The organism is Pseudomonas sp. S07E 245 (assembly GCF_019599025.1).
Taxonomy (GTDB): Bacteria; Pseudomonadota; Gammaproteobacteria; order Pseudomonadales; family Pseudomonadaceae; genus Aquipseudomonas; species Aquipseudomonas shirazensis.
Genome location: NZ_CP080625.1, coordinates 1,234,850 through 1,251,377 on the forward strand (window position 1 = coordinate 1,234,850; position 16,528 = coordinate 1,251,377).

Genomic DNA, 16,528 nt, shown 5'->3' on the forward strand with positions numbered 1-16,528 from the left:
CGGGGCCAGGCTCTGCGAGAATGGCCGCCATCTGTGGATGGCCCGAGTCTAGGCAATGCCTGCCTGGCGGCCTATGTCGGATCTGCTCATTCAACCTGGCGTTTTTTGCCACTCAGCATAGACAAGCGAACCCCAGCCATGCGCGATAGCGATTCGGTCGCGGTGTATTTTCTCCAGGCCATGCTGCATGCCCTGGCTGATCAGCCGCAGTTGCGCGATGCACAGTTGCGCGCCGTCGGCATATCCCCTGAGCTGCTTGAAGACCCGGAGGCACGGGTGCCGGCCAAGGCCTTTGCCCAGCTCTGGTTAAGTTTGATTCAGGTGCTGGACGACGAATTTTTCCGCCTCGACAGCCATGGCATGCCGCTGGGCAGCTTTGCCTTGATCTGCCGGGGGTTGATCCAGGAGCCCAGCCTGGACAAAGCACTGCGTCAGTGCCTGGGCAATTTCGGCCTGTTTCTGCGCGACCTGCGTGGCTCGATCAGCGTACGTGGCTCGCGCACAGTGATCAGCGTGCAGTCGAGCATTGCCGATCCGCTGACCCGGGGGTATGCCGAGGAAACCTATCTGGTGCTGGTGGTCGGTCTGCTGTGCTGGTTGGGCGGGCGCCGGTTGCAGATCGAACGCACCGAGCTGGCCATTGCACGTCCTCCACTGGAAGACGACACGCTGCTGTGGGGCGCTGACCTGCGCCTGGGCAGTGGCCGTACCGAGGTGGAGTTCAACAGTGCCGACCTGCGCCTGCCCGTAGTGCAGGACCTGGCCGCCCTGAAGACTTTTTTGCGCACTGCGCCGCAAGGACTGGTCATTCGCTTTCGCAATCAGAACGGCCTGGTGGCGAAGGTTTATCGCCACCTCAAGGCCCGCGATTATGGCGAGTGGCCGACGCTGGTCGGCCTGGCAGAGCAGCAGGGTTTGAGCGCCAGCAGCTTTCGCCGGCAGTTGCAGCGCGAAGGGCGCTCATACCAGCAGATCAAGGACGAAGTACGTCGGGCGATGGCCTTCGAACGCCTGCGCGAGGGCCTCTTGAGCGTTGCTGAAATCGCCGAGCAGACCGGTTTCCAGGAGCCCAGCGCGTTTCACCGCGCGTTCAAGAAATGGACCGGGCACAGCCCTGGTAGCTACCGCTCGCGGCTGCTCGGACGCGAGTAACCCCAGCTCAGGCCGGGATCATTGCGAACCCTACGCCGAAACGATTCCAGGCGTTGATGGTGGCAATTGCCAGCGTCAGGTTGACCACTTCGGCAGGCTCGAAATGCTCCTGCAGCGCTTGATACTGGTCTTGCGGCGCACCGTGTTCAGGCAACTTGGTCAGGCTCTCGACCCAGGCCAGCGCCGCCCGCTCGCGAGGGGTGAAGTAGTGGGTTTCCTGCCAGACCAGCAAGGTTTGTAAACGGGCCTCGGTTTCGCCGGCCTTGCGCGCATCATTGCTGTGCAGGTTGACGCAGTAGGCGCAGCCGTTGATCTGCGAGGCGCGCAGGCGGATCAGCTCGAGCAGCGAGGTTTCCAGGCCACTGTTGGCCAGCGCCTGCTCCAGGCTGAGCATGGCTTTGTAGGCTTCGGGCGCGTGTTTGGCCCATTCAAGGCGACTGTGCATGGTTTGGCTCCGGTAGGTGCTAGAGGCCGCCGGCTGGCGGGCTGTTGCGCAAAGCTTAGCGCCGGGCAGCGTGGCGCCCGATAGCCAATCCCCGGCTTTGCCAGGAGGCCAATGGCGCTATTCAGGTGGCCACTGACAGGCATCCAATCTCTTCATTTCAGCCTTGACCCTGGAGTCGGGATAATCAGCGCATCGCTTACCGGAGATTCATTCATGTCCAACCCAAGCCATATGCGCGAAGCGCTGGATCTGGCCCGAGAGAATATTCAGGCCGGCGGCCGTCCGTTCGGGGCTGTGCTGGTCTATCAAGGTCAGGTAGTGGCGCGTGCCGTCAATGAGATCCACAGCAGCCAGGACCCAACTGCCCATGCCGAAATGCAGGCTATCCGCCAGGCGTCGCAGGTGCTCGGCACCGCGCGCCTGGACGGCGCAGAGGTCTACGCCAGCGGTCACCCGTGCCCGATGTGTCTGGCGGCCATGCACCTGTGCGGCATCGAGCGTGCATGGTTTGCCTACGACAACGACGAGGGCGCTGCCTTCGGCCTGTCGACCGCTGCCGTATACGCTGAAATGGCCAAGCCGGCGCAACAGCAAAGCTTGCCTTTGCGGCCACTCAAGCCGCAGGGCGAGGCTGGCCTGTATCAACAATGGCAGCAGGCCCAGCAGGTATGAGAGGTGCATTGAACCTGCTGCTGATCATGCTCCTGGCGCTTAATCTGCGGCCGATCCTGACCAGTATCGGGCCGTTGCTTGAAGCGATGCGCGCCAGTACCGGCCTTGGCTATCAGCAAGCGGCGCTGCTGACTGCGTTGCCGGTGCTGTGCATGGGCCTGGTGCCCTTGACCCAGCCCTGGCTGCGACGCTGGCTGAGTGAGCATGGCGGCATGCTGTTCGGCTTGGGCGCCATCGCTGCGGCATGCCTGTGGCGTTTGCAGGTGGCCAGCGCCTGGGCGCTTATCGTCAGTGCTTTGCTGGCCGGGATCGGCGTGGCGCTGGTGCAAGGCATGATGCCGGGGTTGGTCAACCGCTGGTTCCCGCAGCGGCTGGCAACCAGCATGGGCCTTTATTCAGCGGCGTTGATGACCGGCGGCGGCCTGGCGGCGGTGCTTGGCCCGCACATCAGCGAGTACTTTCAGCGCTGGCAGGTCGGCCTTGGCATCTGGGCAGTGCCGGCGCTGCTGGCAATGCTTGCCTGGGGCGTGTTGCGTCCACGCCAGGCGCCTGCACAGGCACCGGGCGCGGCGCGCGGGCACTGGTTCGGCAATCGCCGGGCGTGGTTGCTCGCACTGTACTTCGGCCTGATCAACGGCGGTTATACGAGCATGGTGGCGTGGCTGCCGGCCTATCACCTGGAGCACGGCGGCACCGCTCAGGGCGGGGGTGACCTGGTCGGTTTGATGACCGTGTTCCAGGTCATCGGCGCGCTGGGGATGCCATGGCTGTTGCGCCATCTGGTGGATCGCCGGCCTGGCCTGTGGCTGGCGTTGCTGGTGCAACTGTGCGGCTTCAGCGGGCTGCTGCTGGCACCCAACAGCGCGATGGGGTTGTGGGTCGGCTTGATCGGTTTTGGTCTGGGCTCATGTTTCAGCCTGAGCCTGACCTTGACTCTGGAGCATCTGAAAACTCCGGCAGAGGCGGGAAGCCTGGCGGCTTTCGTGCAAGGTATCGGCTTTATCATTACCGGCATCGTGCCGTACATCACCGGCTGGCTGCGCGATGTCACCGGCGACTTTGAGGCCTCATGGACCTTGCTCACGCTGACGGTAGTGGCCATGTTGCTGGTCACCGCTCGGTTCGTCCCGCAGGGCTACGCTGGCGCGATGGCCCGGCCAGCACGTGGTGCCGAGGTGCAGCCGCTCAGCTGATCTGGCGCAGGGTATCGGCGACCCGGTCCAGCGCCGGGTCGATATCCAGTAGCTCGATGGCGCCGAAGCCCAGTAGCAGGCCAGGGCGTACGGGCACCTCGCTGAAGAACGGCGCCAGTGAATACAGGCCGACCTCGACCTTGCGCACCAGCTTGATCAGCAACTCGACATCGACAGTGGGGCTGGCCAGCGCGCTCATGTGGAAGCCAGCATTGGCCGGCACCGCACTGAACCATGGCGCCAGGTCCCCCTGCAAACGCTGCAGGATCCGCCCGCGGCGGGCGCTGTAGATTTCGTGGCAACGGCGGATGTGCTTGCTCAGGTAGCCCTCGTTGATAAACCGCGCCAGTGCCCACTGTTGCAGGGCCGGGCTGTGCAGATCGCTCAGGTGCTTGGCCACGCAGGCGGCGCGCAGTACCGCGGGCGGCAGCACCGCATAGCCGAGGCGCAATTCCGGCAGCAAGGTCTTGGAAAAGGTCCCGACATACGCCACCAGGCCGTGCCGGTCTAGTCGCTGCAGGGCATCGCTGGTTGGTCCCTGATAGCGGAACTCACAGTCATAGTCGTCTTCGATGATCAGCGCGCCCAGCTCAGCGGCCTTGTCCAGCAGGGCCTGGCGGCGTGCTTCGCTCATCGGCATGCCCAGCGGAAATTGATGCGATGGCGTCACATAGATCAGCCGCGTGCCAGGCTCGATCTGTTCAACGCACAGGCCTTGCTTATCCACCGGCACCGATTGCAGTTGAGCGCCCAGAGCGAGAAACAGCTGGCGCGCCGGTGAATAGCCGGGGTCTTCCATGGCCACTCGACAGCCCGGCTCGACCAGCACCCGGGCGATCAGGTCCAGCGCTTGCTGGGCACCGTTGCAGACCAGGATGTCCGCCGCACTGCAATGCACGCCGCGGGCGTAGGCAATGTGATGGGCGATGGCTTCGCGCAGCTCCGCCAGGCCCTGGGCATGGAATTGCCGTTCGGGGTGGCGCTGGCTGCGGCGCAGGGCGTACTGCATGCAGCTGCGCCATTGGTCGAACGGGAACTGTGCCTTGGTCGAAGCGCCACCGATGAAGTCATAGCGCGACGGGCTGTCCAAACCGGGCCTGGCGAGCACCGTCGCCCGTTGCTGCCAGCGTTGCAGCGACGCGCTGGCCGCCAGTTCGACCACCGCCGTAGGGGTTGCCTGAGGCGCGCGCCGCTGGCTGATGAATGTGCCGCGGCCAACCACGGCGCTGAGCAAGTTGTCGTAGGTCAGGCGCGAATAGGCCTCGGCAACGGTCTTGCGCGACACGCCCAATTGCTCGGCCAGCAAGCGCGTTGGCGGCAGTTGGCTACCCGCCGCAAGGTGGCCGCTGTCGATACCGGCGCGCAGCTGCTGATAGAGCTGATCGGCAAGGCCTTTGCCCCCTTCGAGGCGAATGTGCAGTTCCATGGAGCGTTCCCGAGCGCGTCTGAATGCTCAGGATACCTGCTCTAGCAGACAGTTTCGCGGCCAGGCCAATGCACGTCCGGCAGTGTCTCGAAGCCAGGGCGGGCAAACAGATAGCCCTGGAACAGATTGACGCCCAGGCTGCGCAGTGTCAGGTACTCCTCGACGCGCTCGATACCTTCGGCGATCACCGTGATGTCGAGCTTGCGGCAGATACCGACGATGCCTTCGACAATCGCGCAGCGTGCGCGGCTCTGGTGAATATCGCGGATCAGCTCCATGTCGATCTTGATGATGTCTGGCTGAAACTCTGCCAGCAGACCCAGCCCCGAATAGCCAGCTCCGAAGTCATCGATCGCGGTCTTGAAGCCAAGCTTCTGGTACTCGAGCACAATGCCGCGCAGGTGCTGCTTGTCGACCATGCTTTCGTTTTCAGTGAATTCGAAGATGATCCGATTGGTAGGGAAGTTGAAGCGCTGAGCAGCATCGAGCGTGGCGCGGATACACGCGGCTGGCTGATACACCGCGTTGGGCAGGAAGTTGATGCTCAGGTAGGTCGGCAGCGCGAGCTTGGTGGCCAACTCCACCGCCTTGACCCGGCACGACTGGTCGAACTTGTAGCGATTGGCCTGAGTGACCTGGTCGAGGATGCTCTTGGCACCGCTGCCATCGGTGCCGCGGACCAAGGACTCGTAGGCGAATACGGCCGAACTTGACGCGTCGATGATCGGCTGGAAGGCCATGCTGATGGCAAACGGCAGCGGTTCGCTGTCACGACAGTGGCGGCACCCAGGGGAAGGGGTTTCGCCGGTGCTGGAAATGTTCATTGCGGGTGCCTCTTGATGGCTGGGTATCAACATCTCGCCAGAGGCGGAAATGGCTTGAACGTGCGGGCCTCTTCCTGAGGTAGACAACTCCGATATACGGTATGACTGCATCAATGTGCGCATGGTATGCAAAAACAGTGGACGCGCGTGGCGAAAACCGACGCATGGCACTTTGGCATTACGGCTGCAGGGTACGTTTCAGAGCGTTTTTGCGCCACTCTTGAAAACAGATCAAGCGAGTTGATCAGCCCTGCGCGGTCAACGCTTGCTCGACGATTTCGATCCAGTGCCGCACAGGCGTGCGGCCCGCGCCGTCGAGATGGGTCTGACAGCCGATATTGGCAGTGGCGATGATCTGCGGTTTGCCGCTTTCCAGCGCGTCCAGGCGATTATCGCGTAGTTGCCGGGCCAACTCGGGCTGGGTCAGCGAGTAGGTACCTGCCGAGCCACAGCACAGGTGGCCGTCCGGCACGCTGGTGAGACTGAAGCCCAGCCGTGTCAACACGGCTTCCACCGCACCGCCGAGTTTGAGCGCATGTTGCAGCGTGCAGGGGCAGTGGAACGCCAGCCGTTGTTCGCGGCACAGGCCGAGCAGCTCCAGCGGCTCGGCGCGCACAACCTCCACCAGGTCACGGGCGAGGGCGCTGATGCGGGCGGCTTTGCCGGCGTACAGCGGGTCGTGGGCAAGCAAATGGCCGTACTCATGGATAAACGCGCCGCAGCCGCTGGCGGTCTGCACAATGGCTTCAGCGCCGGCCTCAACCGCCGGCCACCAGGCATCGATGTTGTTCCGGGCGCGTTGCAAACCCTGCTCTTGGGCGTTCAAGTGATACTCCACCGAACCGCAGCAGCCCGCCGCCGGGCTTGGCTCGACACTGATGCCGAGGCGATCGAGCACGCGTGCGGTGGCGCTGTTGGTGTTGGGTGAAAATGCTGCTTGTACGCAGCCTTCAAGCAAGAGCACGCGACGGTTGTGCCGCGGCACCGGGCGCAGGCCTGGCGCTGTCACGCTTGCAGGCAACTTGGTTTTTAGACCCGCCGGTAGCAGCGGGCGCAGTACCTGGCCGCTGCGAGTCAGCGCCTGGAACAGGGTTGGCCGTGGCACCACGGCGCGCAGCGCGCCACGCAGCAGGCGTTGACCGAGCGGGCGGGGTACCTGTGCCTCGACCACGGCGCGGCCGATGTCCAGCAGGTCGTGGTATTGCACGCCTGAGGGGCAAGTGCTTTCGCAGTTGCGGCAGGTCAGGCAGCGGTCCAGATGCAGTTGGGTGCTGGCGGTGACCGGCGCGCCTTCCAGCACTTGCTTGATCAGGTAGATCCGCCCACGTGGCCCATCCAGCTCGTCGCCCAGGAGTTGGTAGGTGGGGCAGGTGGCGGTGCAGAAACCACAGTGCACGCAGGAGCGCAGAATGCGCTCGGCTTCTGCGCCGCGGGCCAGGCCTTGGGCTGCTTCGCTCAGATTGGTCTGCATGATCTGCCCTCACAAGTCTGCATACATACGCCCGGGATTGAAGATGCCCTGGGGGTCGAGCTGCTGTTTGAGTGCTCGGTGGTAGCGCAGCAGCGCTGCGGGCAATGGGGTAAAGCTGTCAGCAACTGCTGAATAGGCCGTGGCGTGCCCTCCGAGGGCAGCGGCCTGGCTGCGGATCTGCGCAGCGGGTGCTGTGGACTTCAGCCAGCGCTGGGCGCCGCTCCAGTCGATCAGCTCGCGCCCTGGCAGGCCGGTGGGGCCTGAGGCAATTGGCAGCGACAGGCGCCAGAGCGGCTGCGAATCGGCAAAGAACGCCAGCCGCTGCTCGCGCAGATCGTCCCAGAAGCGGCTATCGATCAGCTCGCCGCCGAGGCGCTGAAATGCCGACTGTACCGACCCTTCGCCACCCTCCAGGCGCAGGCAGAGTACCTCGCCGTCATGGCAGGCTGCGCTGATCGGCAGCGGCTGTTGACCCCATTCAGCGAGCGCACTGAGTGCCAGATGCGCAGGCATGTGCAAGCGCAGGCTGAGGCATTGGCGCGGTCGCGGCAGCACTTTGAGCGAGACTTCGCTGAGCAGCCCAAGGCAGCCGAAGCTGCCGGTGAGCAGGCGTGACAGGTCGTAGCCGGCAACGTTCTTCATCACTTCGCCGCCGAACCGCAGCAACTTGCCGTGGCCGGTGATGACGCGGCTGCCGAGAACATGGTCGCGCACCGCCCCCGCCCAGGGCCTGCGTGGGCCGGAAAGCCCCGCTGCAACCGTGCCGCCCACTGTTGCTGCCGGTCCCAGATGCGGCGGTTCCCAAGGCAGCATTTGCCCAGCTTCAGCCAATGCGGCTTCGATTTCAGCCAGTGGCGTCCCGGCGCGCGCGGTCAGGACCAGCTCGGCAGGGTCGTAGCTGACGATGCCGCTGTGGCCGCGGGTGTCGATGAGCTCGCCTGCAACGGGGTTGCCGAGCATGGCCTTGCTGTTGCTACCCTGGATGCGCAGTGGCGTATTTGCAGCCAGCGCCTGCTTGACCTGATCAAGCAGGTCCTGGCTCAGATCACCGGCAAGGCTCATCAGAAGCGCTCCAGGTCAGGGAAGGGCAGTTGGCCATGGTGTACATGCAGGGCGCCAAATTCGGCACAGCGCTGCAGGGTCGGAATGTTCTTGCCGGGGTTGAGCAGCCCCCGCGAGTCAAACGCTGCCTTGACCGCGTGAAACAGGGTGATTTCGTCGCTGTTGAACTGCGCGCACATCTGATTGATCTTTTCCCGGCCGACGCCATGCTCGCCGGTAATGCTGCCACCCACCGCCACGCACAGCTCGAGGATCTTGCCGCCGATGGCTTCAGCCCGCTCCAGCTCGCCCGGCACATTGGCGTCAAACAGGATCAGCGGGTGCATATTGCCATCGCCGGCATGAAACACATTGGCCACGCGCAACCCATATTCGGCGGACAACTCAGCGATCGCACTGAGCACCCGCGCCAGCTGGCGGCGGGGAATCGTGCCGTCCATGCAGTAGTAGTCCGCTGAAATCCGCCCCACGGCAGGGAAGGCGTTCTTGCGCCCGGCCCAGAAACGCACCCGCTGCGCCTCGTCGCAAGCCAGTTGCACCTGGCTCGCCCCAGCCTGCTCCAGCACGGCCTGCACCCGCGCGCAGTCCGCCGTTACATCGGCTTCGACGCCATCCAGTTCACACAGCAGGATCGCCGCTGCGTCCACCGGGTAGCCGGCATGGATGAAGTCTTCAGCGGCGCGGATAGCGAGGTTGTCCATCATCTCCAGGCCCGCGGGGATGACCCCCGCGCCGATGATTTCGGCAACCGCGCGGCCAGCGTCCTCGACGCTGTTGAAGCTGGCCATCAGCACCCGCGCCACCTGCGGCTTGGCCAGCAATTTGACGGTGACTTCGGTGACAATGCCGAGCATGCCCTCGGAGCCGGTAAACAGCGCCAGCAAGTCAAAGCCCGGGCTGTCCAGGGCATCACTGCCCAGACTCAGGTGCTCGCCTTCGATGGTGAGGATGTCGACTTTGAGCAGGTTGTGCACGGTAAGGCCGTATTTCAGGCAATGCACACCGCCGGCGTTTTCAGCCACGTTGCCGCCAATCGAACAGGCGATCTGCGACGACGGATCAGGTGCGTAGTAGAGGCCGTACGGCGCTGCGGCCTGAGAGATGGCCAGGTTGCGCACGCCAGGTTGCACCCTGGCATAACGCCCCTGCGGGTTGACCTCAAGGATCTGGTTGAAGCGCGCCATCACCAGCAGGATGCCCTTGCTCAACGGCAAGGCGCCGCCGGACAGACCAGTGCCTGCGCCGCGCGCAACCACCGGCACCCCGCGCTGGTGGCAAATCCTGAGCAGCGTCTGCACCTGCTCCAGCCGCTCTGGCAGTACCACCAGCAACGGCAGGGTGCGATAGACCGAGAGGCCATCGCACTCATACGGCTTGAGGTCCTCGCTGCGGTGCAGCATCTCCAGGTCGGGCAGGGCGCTGCGCAGCGCCCCCAGCACCTCGGCCTGGTCGATGGCCGGCAGCCGGCCATCGACGCGTTCATCGTAGAGAATGTTCATCGCGCTCCCTCACGACTGCAAGGCTTACTGCGCTAGCTTCCTGATCATCGCCACCGTCAGGTACAAGCGCGGTGCGACACTGGCCAGCTCGATGTACTCGTCATCGCCATGCAGCCCAGCACCGACCACACCCATGGTTTCCAGCACTGCAGGCTTCGCGCTGCCCGGCACGTAGGCATACCCGGCGTCGGTGCCAAAGCGCATCGCAATCGGCTCAAGCGTGCGGTCGATCTGGCCATACAGCTGGCCGGCGGTTGTGGCCAGGGCGCTTGAGCCTTCATTGCGCGCCAGGGGTGGGCGGCCTTTCTCGAGGGTGACGCTGGTCTGGGTGTCGGCGATCAGCTGCTTTTGTGCGATGCGTTTGGCATCGGCCGCGACGCGATCGCTTTCGCTCAAGTCCGAATAGCGCATGTCGGCTTCGGCCGTGGCCAGGGCAGGAATGATGTTGGCCTTTTCGCCGGCTTTTGCCAGGGTCCAGTTGACCGTGGTGCCTTTGTTGGCATCGCCCAGATCCTTCAACTGGAGGATCTGATGGGACAATTCAGTCAGTGCGTTGCGGCCTTCTTCAGGTGCAGAACCAGCGTGCGAGGAGCGGCCTTTGACTTCGAGTTTGAGGCGGTTGATACCGTTGGTGGCGACAGTGACGGCGTCCTTGTCTGGCGGCTCGTAGGAGAATACGTAATCATGCTTGCGGGCCAGCTCGGCGATGATCTTTTTGGAGCCGGCGGAGCCCATTTCCTCATCTGGATTGAACAGTACGGTGAGGGTCCGGTAGCCTTTGAATTGCTGGTCCTGCAGCAGCTTGAGCGCGTGCAGGATCATCGCCACGCCGCCTTTGGCATCGGCAACACCGGGGCCGTAGGCGCGTTCGCCTTCGATACGAAACGGCCGCTTGGCCACCGTGCCGGGGCCGAACACCGTGTCGTAGTGGACCATCAGCATGAAGTCTTTGCTGCCGGTGCCCTTGAAGGTACCGACGATGTTGTCGCCAACAGAAGGTGTGGCGGGATGGGTTTCAACCTGGGCACCGAGCGCCTTGAGGCGCTTGACCAGTTCGGCGCTGACCTGGCTAAGGCCTGCTTCGGTGCCGGTACCGGTGTCGACCGAGACCAGGCTTTTGAGGGTGTCGAGATAATGTGCTTGCTCGGCTTGGGCTTGCTTGAGCAGGTCCTGTGGGGTCGGTTCGGCGGCAATGGCCTGGGAGCAGGCCAGGCACAGGGCGAGGGCGGCGGCAAAGGGTGGGCGGGGCATCGGCATTGGTGGTCTCTTTTTATTGGCTTGAACTGTCAGCCTAGACCCTCAGCGCTCTACGGCAAGGCTTTGGCTTGAATAGGTGAGGATTGGCGGTTGATCAAGAAACTGGTGCGCATGGACGATCTGCAGGTATTCGTCACCACCGTCGAGGCCGGCAGCTTCTCGGCGGCGGCGCGGCAACTGGATATTTCCCCGGCCTTGGCCAGCGGTGCAGTGCAGCGCCTGGAGCGCAGCCTGGGTATCCGTTTGTTCGTGCGTTCGACGCGCAAACTGCGCCTGTCCGACGATGGCCAGCGCTACCTGCCGCATGCCCGTCAGGTGCTGGAAGCACTCAGCGAGGGTGAGTTGGCACTGGCTGACGGGCGCGAGGAAATTGCCGGGGCGCTGCGCCTGTCGATGCCGTCCGATCTGGGCCGTAACCTGCTGTTGCCGTGGCTGGATGAGTTTCAGGCGGCGCACCCACGGATCGAACTGCAGCTAAGGCTGAGCGACCAGGTTGCGGACTTTTTCAGTGACCGACTGGATGCGGGGATTCGTTATGGGCAGTTGGCCGACTCCAGCCTCGTGGCGCTGCCGCTGGCGGCGAACAACCGGCGCATCCTCTGCGCAGCACCTGCCTACATCGCCCGGCATGGTGCGCCGCGCACCCCAGAAGAGCTCACCCAGCACAACTGCCTGCGCTACATGATGGGCGACCTGACCCATGAACGCTGGAGCTTTCATACCGAGCACGGCGTCAAGGCGGTGATGGTCGCCGGCGATCGCACCAGTGATGATGCCGATGTGGTGCGGCGCTGGGCGGTGGCGGGGCTGGGTGTGGTGTTCAAGTCGCAGCTGGATGTGCGCGCCGACCTCGAGGCCGGGCGCCTGGTCGAGCTGTTCCCGCGGGCCTGGGGGCAGCCGACGCCGTTGCACCTGGTGTGTGCCCACCGGCAGTCATTGACGCCGGTGGTGCAGCAATTGCGCGCATTCCTGTTACAGCGGCTGCAGGCCCTGGGCGATTGATCCAGGTACAGCCGCTGGCTGAGCAAGCCTAGGCGTCGAATCCTTCTAGGACGATCTTGCCCTTGGCCTTGCCGCTCTCGATCAGGGCGTGAGCCCGGCGCAGGTTCTGTGCATTGATCGCACCGAAGTGCTCACCCAAGGTGGTGCGTAACACCCCTTCGTCAACCAGTGCCGCAACTCGATCCAGCAATTGGTGCTGCTTGATCATGTCGGCGGTCTGGTACAGCGAGCGGGTGAACATCAGCTCCCAGTGCAGCGACAACGATTTGCGCTTGAGCGGCACGACGTCGAGAGTTGCCGGGTCGTCGATCAACGCCAGCCGACCTTGTGGACGCAGGACTTCGATCAGCTGAGCGAAGTGGCGGTCGGTGTGGGTCAGGCTGATGACCATATCGACCTGGCCATCGCCGATCTGGGCAATCTGTGCGGGCAGCGGCTGGCTGTGATCGACCACATGATGCGCGCCCAGGTCCTTGACCCATTGCTGAGTTTCCGCGCGTGAGGCAGTGCCGATCACGGTCAGGTCGGTCAGTTTGCGGGCCAGTTGGGTAAGGATTGAGCCCACCCCACCGCCAGCACCGACGATCAGCAGGGTCTGCCCCTGGCCGCCACCTTCGGCAACGCCCAGGCGGTCGAACAACAGCTCCCAGGCGGTGATCGACGTCAGCGGCAGCGCTGCGGCACTGGCGGCGTCGAGGCTGCGCGGTTTATGCCCGACAATGCGCTCATCCACCAAGTGAAACTGGCTGTAGCTGCCGGGTCGGTCGATGGCGCCGGCGTAGAAGACCTCATCGCCTGGCTGGAACAAGCTGACGTCGCTGCCGACCTCCCGGACGATACCCACGGCGTCCCAACCGAGTACTTTCGGCTGCGCGGTGCTGCCGCTGCCGGCGCGGACCTTGGTATCGACCGGGTTGACCGAGATGGCCTGCACTTCGACCAGCAGATCGCGGGGCCCAGGGGTGGGCTGCTCAAGCTCGGTGTCGAACAATGCCGCAGGATCGCTGATCGGCAGGCCGTGCTGAGTAAAGACAATGGCTTTCATGGAGGCTGTTCCGCTGAGTGGTGAGGAGTTGCAGCAACCATAGCGTCTGGCAGTGAGGGCACCAAGGCGTGGCGCGCCGAGACTGTTTCGTCGATTTGTTGAAAATGACGGATGATTATCAAAGCCGCACAGCAAAAGACCACGTTACGCGGGGCGTAGACGTGGTCCAGTGTTTGTCGCATACAGCAGCGATCAGTTGTCTTGCGACAGGATCGCCTGAGCCAGCTCTTCGTCACTGACCTGCAGGCCAGGGTTGCTTTGACGCGCCTGCTCCAGCGCCGATTCAACGTAAGCGCCACGGATGGCACCGCCGCTGGCTACGAATGCCGACAGCTCGTCACGCGCCGGGATGATCCGCTTGTCATCCTTGAAGGTCGAGTACAGGGAAGCGGATACACCCGCCGAAGTAGCGATATCACGGCCATCGACACGGGCCATTGCCGAGCCAACAGGCAGCAGAACCAACAGCGAAGAAACAACAATCAAACGACGCATGGCGAAACCTCCAGAAGGGTGAAGCCTAGGGGAATGTCTGCATGATCATAAGAGCGGCAATGACTGAAACTAGTTCAATTGGCTGCGCGCGCGCAGTGGTCTACGTACCCGAGCCATGCTCTACTGCTGGGCGAGCTGTTTCATTCAACCCAAGCTGAAGGTCGACCATGTCTGAATACACGCTGCACTGCTTTGGTGAATCCGGCAATGCCTACAAGGTTGCGCTGATGCTTGAATTGACCGGTTGCGATTGGCAAGCGGTGCCGGTCGACTTCTTCAATGGCCAGACCCGAGATGAAGACTGGCGCAGCCAGGTCAATCAGCAGGGCGAAGTGCCAGTGCTTGAACACAACGGCAAAACTTTGACCCAGTCGGCGCTGATTCTCGAGTACCTGGCCGAGCAGACGGGCAAGTTTGGCTGGCACAGTGAAGACGAGCGCCGTGAGATCTGGCGCTGGATGTTGTTCGATAACCACAAATTCACCAGCTATTACGCGACCCTGCGTTTTCTCTACGGTTTGAAAAAGACCGGTGAAACCGAAGTCACGACGTTCTTCCGCGATCGGGCAAAAGCGGCCTATCGCGTGGTCGACCAGCACCTGAGCAGCACGCCCTATATGGTCGGCGGGCGCTTGACCATCGCTGACCTATCGCTGGCCGGCTACGTGTACATGCCTGAAGATACCGGCATGCAGCTGAGTGATTTCCCTCATATCGAAGCCTGGAAACAGCGGATCAAGGCTATGCCCGGCTTCAAGTTGCCCTATGAACTGATGCCGCGCGCCTCGAACCTCTGAGCCGTCGGCGTTGCTCCGCTTGCGCGGGGCAACGCCGGTTTGCCGTCAGTAGCGCAGCTCGAGCCCAACATAGGCGCCGATGCCGTCGCCCGGCCAGAACGACGCCGAATCCTGCCCGCGCGCGTTGTAGACGGGGGTAATGGCCGAAACATAAGCTTTGTTGGCCAGGTTTTTCACGTCCAGCGAAACCTTCCAGTTACCCTTGGGCGCCTCGTAACCCACTTTTGCGCCCCAGATCGTGTACGAAGGCGCATACAGCGTGTTGGCGTAGTCCACTGCCGTGCGCGATGCCGACTGCACGTTGACGCCGCTGTACCAGCCGCTGTGGTGCTGGTATTGCAACTCGCCTTGATAGACATGCTTGGGGATGCCAGGCAGCTGGTTGTCGCCGAAGGTATCGTCGTTGCGGTAGTAGAAGTCGTTCAGGGTGTAAACCTGGCGCAGGCGCACCTGATCGCCTTGCGGGTTTTCCCACAGGCGGGTGTTCAGGCCTGCTTCGATGCCCTGGTGAATGGTCGGCGTGGCATTGAATGCGCCGGTGACCGCCGCCGCGCCATTGCTGGCCGGGATGATCTGCACGTTGAGCAACTCGTTGTGAATCCACGAGCGGTACAGCGCCAGGCTGCCGTCGAAGATCCCATGCGAGCCTTTGATGCCGACCTCGAAGGTGTTGCCTTTCTGTTCCACCAGCGGGCGAATGTACGGCAGAGTCGGGCCGGAGCCTGAGTATTCCCAGGATGCCGGCGGGTCGATACTGCGGCTGAGGTTGGTGAATACCTGCAGGTTGGGGCTGAACTCATAGCGCAAACCGACCCGCGGGGCGACGCTCCAGTTGTCGTAGTCGACATGCTGCGGGAAGTCGGTGCGGTTGGGGTTCACCGCATAGTCGATGTCGGCCTTGCGTCGCACGTTGACGAACGACACACCGCTGGTCAGCCACAGGCCATCGACCAGGTTGAGGTCATTGCCCAGGGCGATCACCCGGTCGAACGAATCCTGATAGTCGACTTTCTTCAAGCTGACCTTGTCGTCATTGGCCGAATTGACCCCGCCGCGCAGGTGTTGGGTCGAGGTGAAGGCAATGCTGCTGCGGCTTTCATGGCCGAACAAGGTGTCGATGCGGTCATAGCCGAGCAGCAGGCCGAGGTCGTGCCAGTCCCAATAGCTGGGGTTGGTCGGGCTGCGCGGGTTATTGGTGTGGCGGTAGTCGTGGTAGGACAAACCGACGGTCAGCCGGGCATCGTCGTCGAAGGTGTAGGTGGTCTTGCTGCCCAGCCATATGCTGCCGGGGCGGCGCGCACCAGCACCGCTGCTTTCGGCGGTCGCACTGGCCCGGCGTGGGTTGTGCTTGGCCGCGGCGAGGGTCGTCGCGCTTGGGTCATTGTGGAATTCGTCGCGGTAACGCAGCAATACCCGCGTTTCAAGTTTGGGGCTGAAGCGGTAGCCGGCATTGGCAACGATGCCTGAACTGCGCGACAGGCTATAGTCGCGGTAGCCGTCGTTGCGGTAGTTGTCGGCTTGCAGGTAGTAATCCAGGTCGCCCTCGACCCCGCCATAACTGATGCTCTGCTTCTGGTAACCGTAGCTGCCGGCCTCGCCACGCAGGCGCAGGCCGGGCGCGGTATAGCCACTGTGATTGACGAAGTTGACCGCGCCGCCGAGGGTCAAGGCACCGTACTGGAAGGCGTTGGCGCCGCGCAGGATCTCGGTGTAGTTGACCCCTGCGGCGTTGAGGAACTCATACGGCGTACCGCCCGGACCGGTCAGCGGCAGGCCATCGAAGAGAAACTTGATGCCTTCCCGAAAGTAGCCCGGCGAGGTGTTTGCGCCCGAGCCTCGGATGGAGATCTTGGCTGCATCGTTGCCGCCGGTGGACTGCACGAATACCCCCGGCTGATAGCCAAGGGTGTCCTGCAGGTTGCCGGTGCGGCCTTTGGCGACTTCTTCGCTGTCGACCACGCTGGTGCCACCAGGGACCTCTGCCAGTTGGCTACTGGCCGCTTGCGCAGCAGTCTGCTTTGCCCCTTGGACGGTGACGGTACCCAGGGTCCGTTCGGTCTCTGCAGCATACAGTGGGCTGGCCAGGGTGGCGCTAAGGGCTGTGGCCAGGGTGGCGTGGCGGACAGCCACACGCAGTTGCTTGGGTTGCAGCACGGGCATTGGGGTAATCCTTGAAGTTCATTAGTTA

At 63.3% G+C, this 16,528-nt stretch carries 15 protein-coding genes; 5 read left to right on the forward strand and 10 right to left on the reverse strand.

Features of this window, described 5'->3' with window-relative positions:
- The first annotated feature begins 138 nt into the window (after positions 1–138).
- Entirely contained in the window at positions 139–1,152 is a 1,014-nt protein-coding gene (locus K3F44_RS05530; protein WP_150571921.1) for an AraC family transcriptional regulator, read from the forward strand.
- Between the two features lie 7 nt (positions 1,153–1,159).
- Here K3F44_RS05530 and K3F44_RS05535 read toward each other — a convergent pair whose 3' ends face one another.
- Positions 1,160–1,597, reverse strand: coding sequence for a carboxymuconolactone decarboxylase family protein (locus K3F44_RS05535; RefSeq protein WP_103437148.1), 438 nt, complete (start codon positions 1,595–1,597; stop codon positions 1,160–1,162).
- A 213-nt stretch (positions 1,598–1,810) separates the two neighbouring features.
- Between K3F44_RS05535 and K3F44_RS05540 the strand changes: the two genes are divergently transcribed.
- Complete coding sequence (locus K3F44_RS05540) at positions 1,811–2,269, forward strand: nucleoside deaminase (protein ID WP_101318939.1); 459 nt, start codon at positions 1,811–1,813, stop codon at positions 2,267–2,269.
- Complete coding sequence (locus K3F44_RS05545) at positions 2,266–3,462, forward strand: CynX/NimT family MFS transporter (protein WP_150569415.1); 1,197 nt, start codon at positions 2,266–2,268, stop codon at positions 3,460–3,462. The genes K3F44_RS05540 and K3F44_RS05545 overlap by 4 nt, the downstream gene beginning before the upstream one ends.
- Here K3F44_RS05545 and K3F44_RS05550 read toward each other — a convergent pair.
- From K3F44_RS05550 to K3F44_RS05575, 6 genes are all read right to left on the reverse strand, one after another.
- Positions 3,455–4,888 (reverse strand): PLP-dependent aminotransferase family protein, encoded by a 1,434-nt coding sequence (locus K3F44_RS05550; protein ID WP_220633509.1) that lies wholly within the window; start codon positions 4,886–4,888, stop codon positions 3,455–3,457. The two genes, K3F44_RS05545 and K3F44_RS05550, sit on opposite strands and share 8 nt — an antisense overlap.
- Before the next feature lie 41 nt (positions 4,889–4,929).
- Positions 4,930–5,712 (reverse strand): EAL domain-containing protein, encoded by a 783-nt coding sequence (locus tag K3F44_RS05555; RefSeq protein ID WP_220633510.1) that lies wholly within the window; start codon positions 5,710–5,712, stop codon positions 4,930–4,932.
- A 244-nt stretch (positions 5,713–5,956) separates the two neighbouring features.
- Entirely contained in the window at positions 5,957–7,183 is a 1,227-nt protein-coding gene (glcF, locus tag K3F44_RS05560; protein ID WP_220633511.1) for a glycolate oxidase subunit GlcF, read from the reverse strand.
- Positions 7,184–7,192: 9 nt separating this feature from the next.
- Positions 7,193–8,245 carry a glycolate oxidase subunit GlcE gene (glcE, locus tag K3F44_RS05565; protein ID WP_220633512.1) on the reverse strand — a complete coding sequence of 351 codons (1,053 nt, stop codon included), beginning with the start codon at positions 8,243–8,245 and terminating at the stop codon, positions 7,193–7,195.
- Positions 8,245–9,744: a glycolate oxidase subunit GlcD gene (gene glcD / locus K3F44_RS05570; protein ID WP_220633513.1), complete on the reverse strand. Its 1,500-nt coding sequence runs from the start codon at positions 9,742–9,744 to the stop codon at positions 8,245–8,247. The genes glcE and glcD overlap by 1 nt, the downstream gene beginning before the upstream one ends.
- 24 nt (positions 9,745–9,768) lie before the next feature.
- A complete protein-coding gene (locus tag K3F44_RS05575; protein ID WP_101318951.1) occupies positions 9,769–11,001 on the reverse strand; it encodes a M20/M25/M40 family metallo-hydrolase in 1,233 nt (410 codons plus the stop codon).
- 102 nt (positions 11,002–11,103) lie between these two features.
- Here K3F44_RS05575 and K3F44_RS05580 point away from each other — a divergent pair, with 102 nt between their 5' ends.
- The gene (locus tag K3F44_RS05580; protein WP_409077666.1) at positions 11,104–12,003 is read left to right on the forward strand and encodes a LysR family transcriptional regulator; all 900 of its coding nucleotides are present in this window, start codon (positions 11,104–11,106) and stop codon (positions 12,001–12,003) included.
- A gap of 28 nt (positions 12,004–12,031) precedes the next feature.
- On the opposite strand, the gene K3F44_RS05585 is transcribed toward K3F44_RS05580, so the two are convergent.
- Both K3F44_RS05585 and K3F44_RS05590 read right to left on the reverse strand, forming a co-directional pair.
- A complete protein-coding gene (locus K3F44_RS05585; protein WP_101318953.1) occupies positions 12,032–13,048 on the reverse strand; it encodes a zinc-binding alcohol dehydrogenase family protein in 1,017 nt (338 codons plus the stop codon).
- Between the two features lie 192 nt (positions 13,049–13,240).
- A complete protein-coding gene (locus K3F44_RS05590; RefSeq protein ID WP_101318955.1) occupies positions 13,241–13,543 on the reverse strand; it encodes a DUF2388 domain-containing protein in 303 nt (100 codons plus the stop codon).
- A 167-nt stretch (positions 13,544–13,710) separates the two neighbouring features.
- Here K3F44_RS05590 and K3F44_RS05595 point away from each other — a divergent pair, with 167 nt between their 5' ends.
- Positions 13,711–14,340: a glutathione S-transferase family protein gene (locus tag K3F44_RS05595; protein WP_101318957.1), complete on the forward strand. Its 630-nt coding sequence runs from the start codon at positions 13,711–13,713 to the stop codon at positions 14,338–14,340.
- Between the two features lie 45 nt (positions 14,341–14,385).
- Here K3F44_RS05595 and K3F44_RS05600 read toward each other — a convergent pair whose 3' ends face one another.
- Complete coding sequence (locus K3F44_RS05600) at positions 14,386–16,500, reverse strand: TonB-dependent receptor domain-containing protein (RefSeq protein ID WP_220633514.1); 2,115 nt, start codon at positions 16,498–16,500, stop codon at positions 14,386–14,388.
- Positions 16,501–16,528 lie beyond the last annotated feature (28 nt).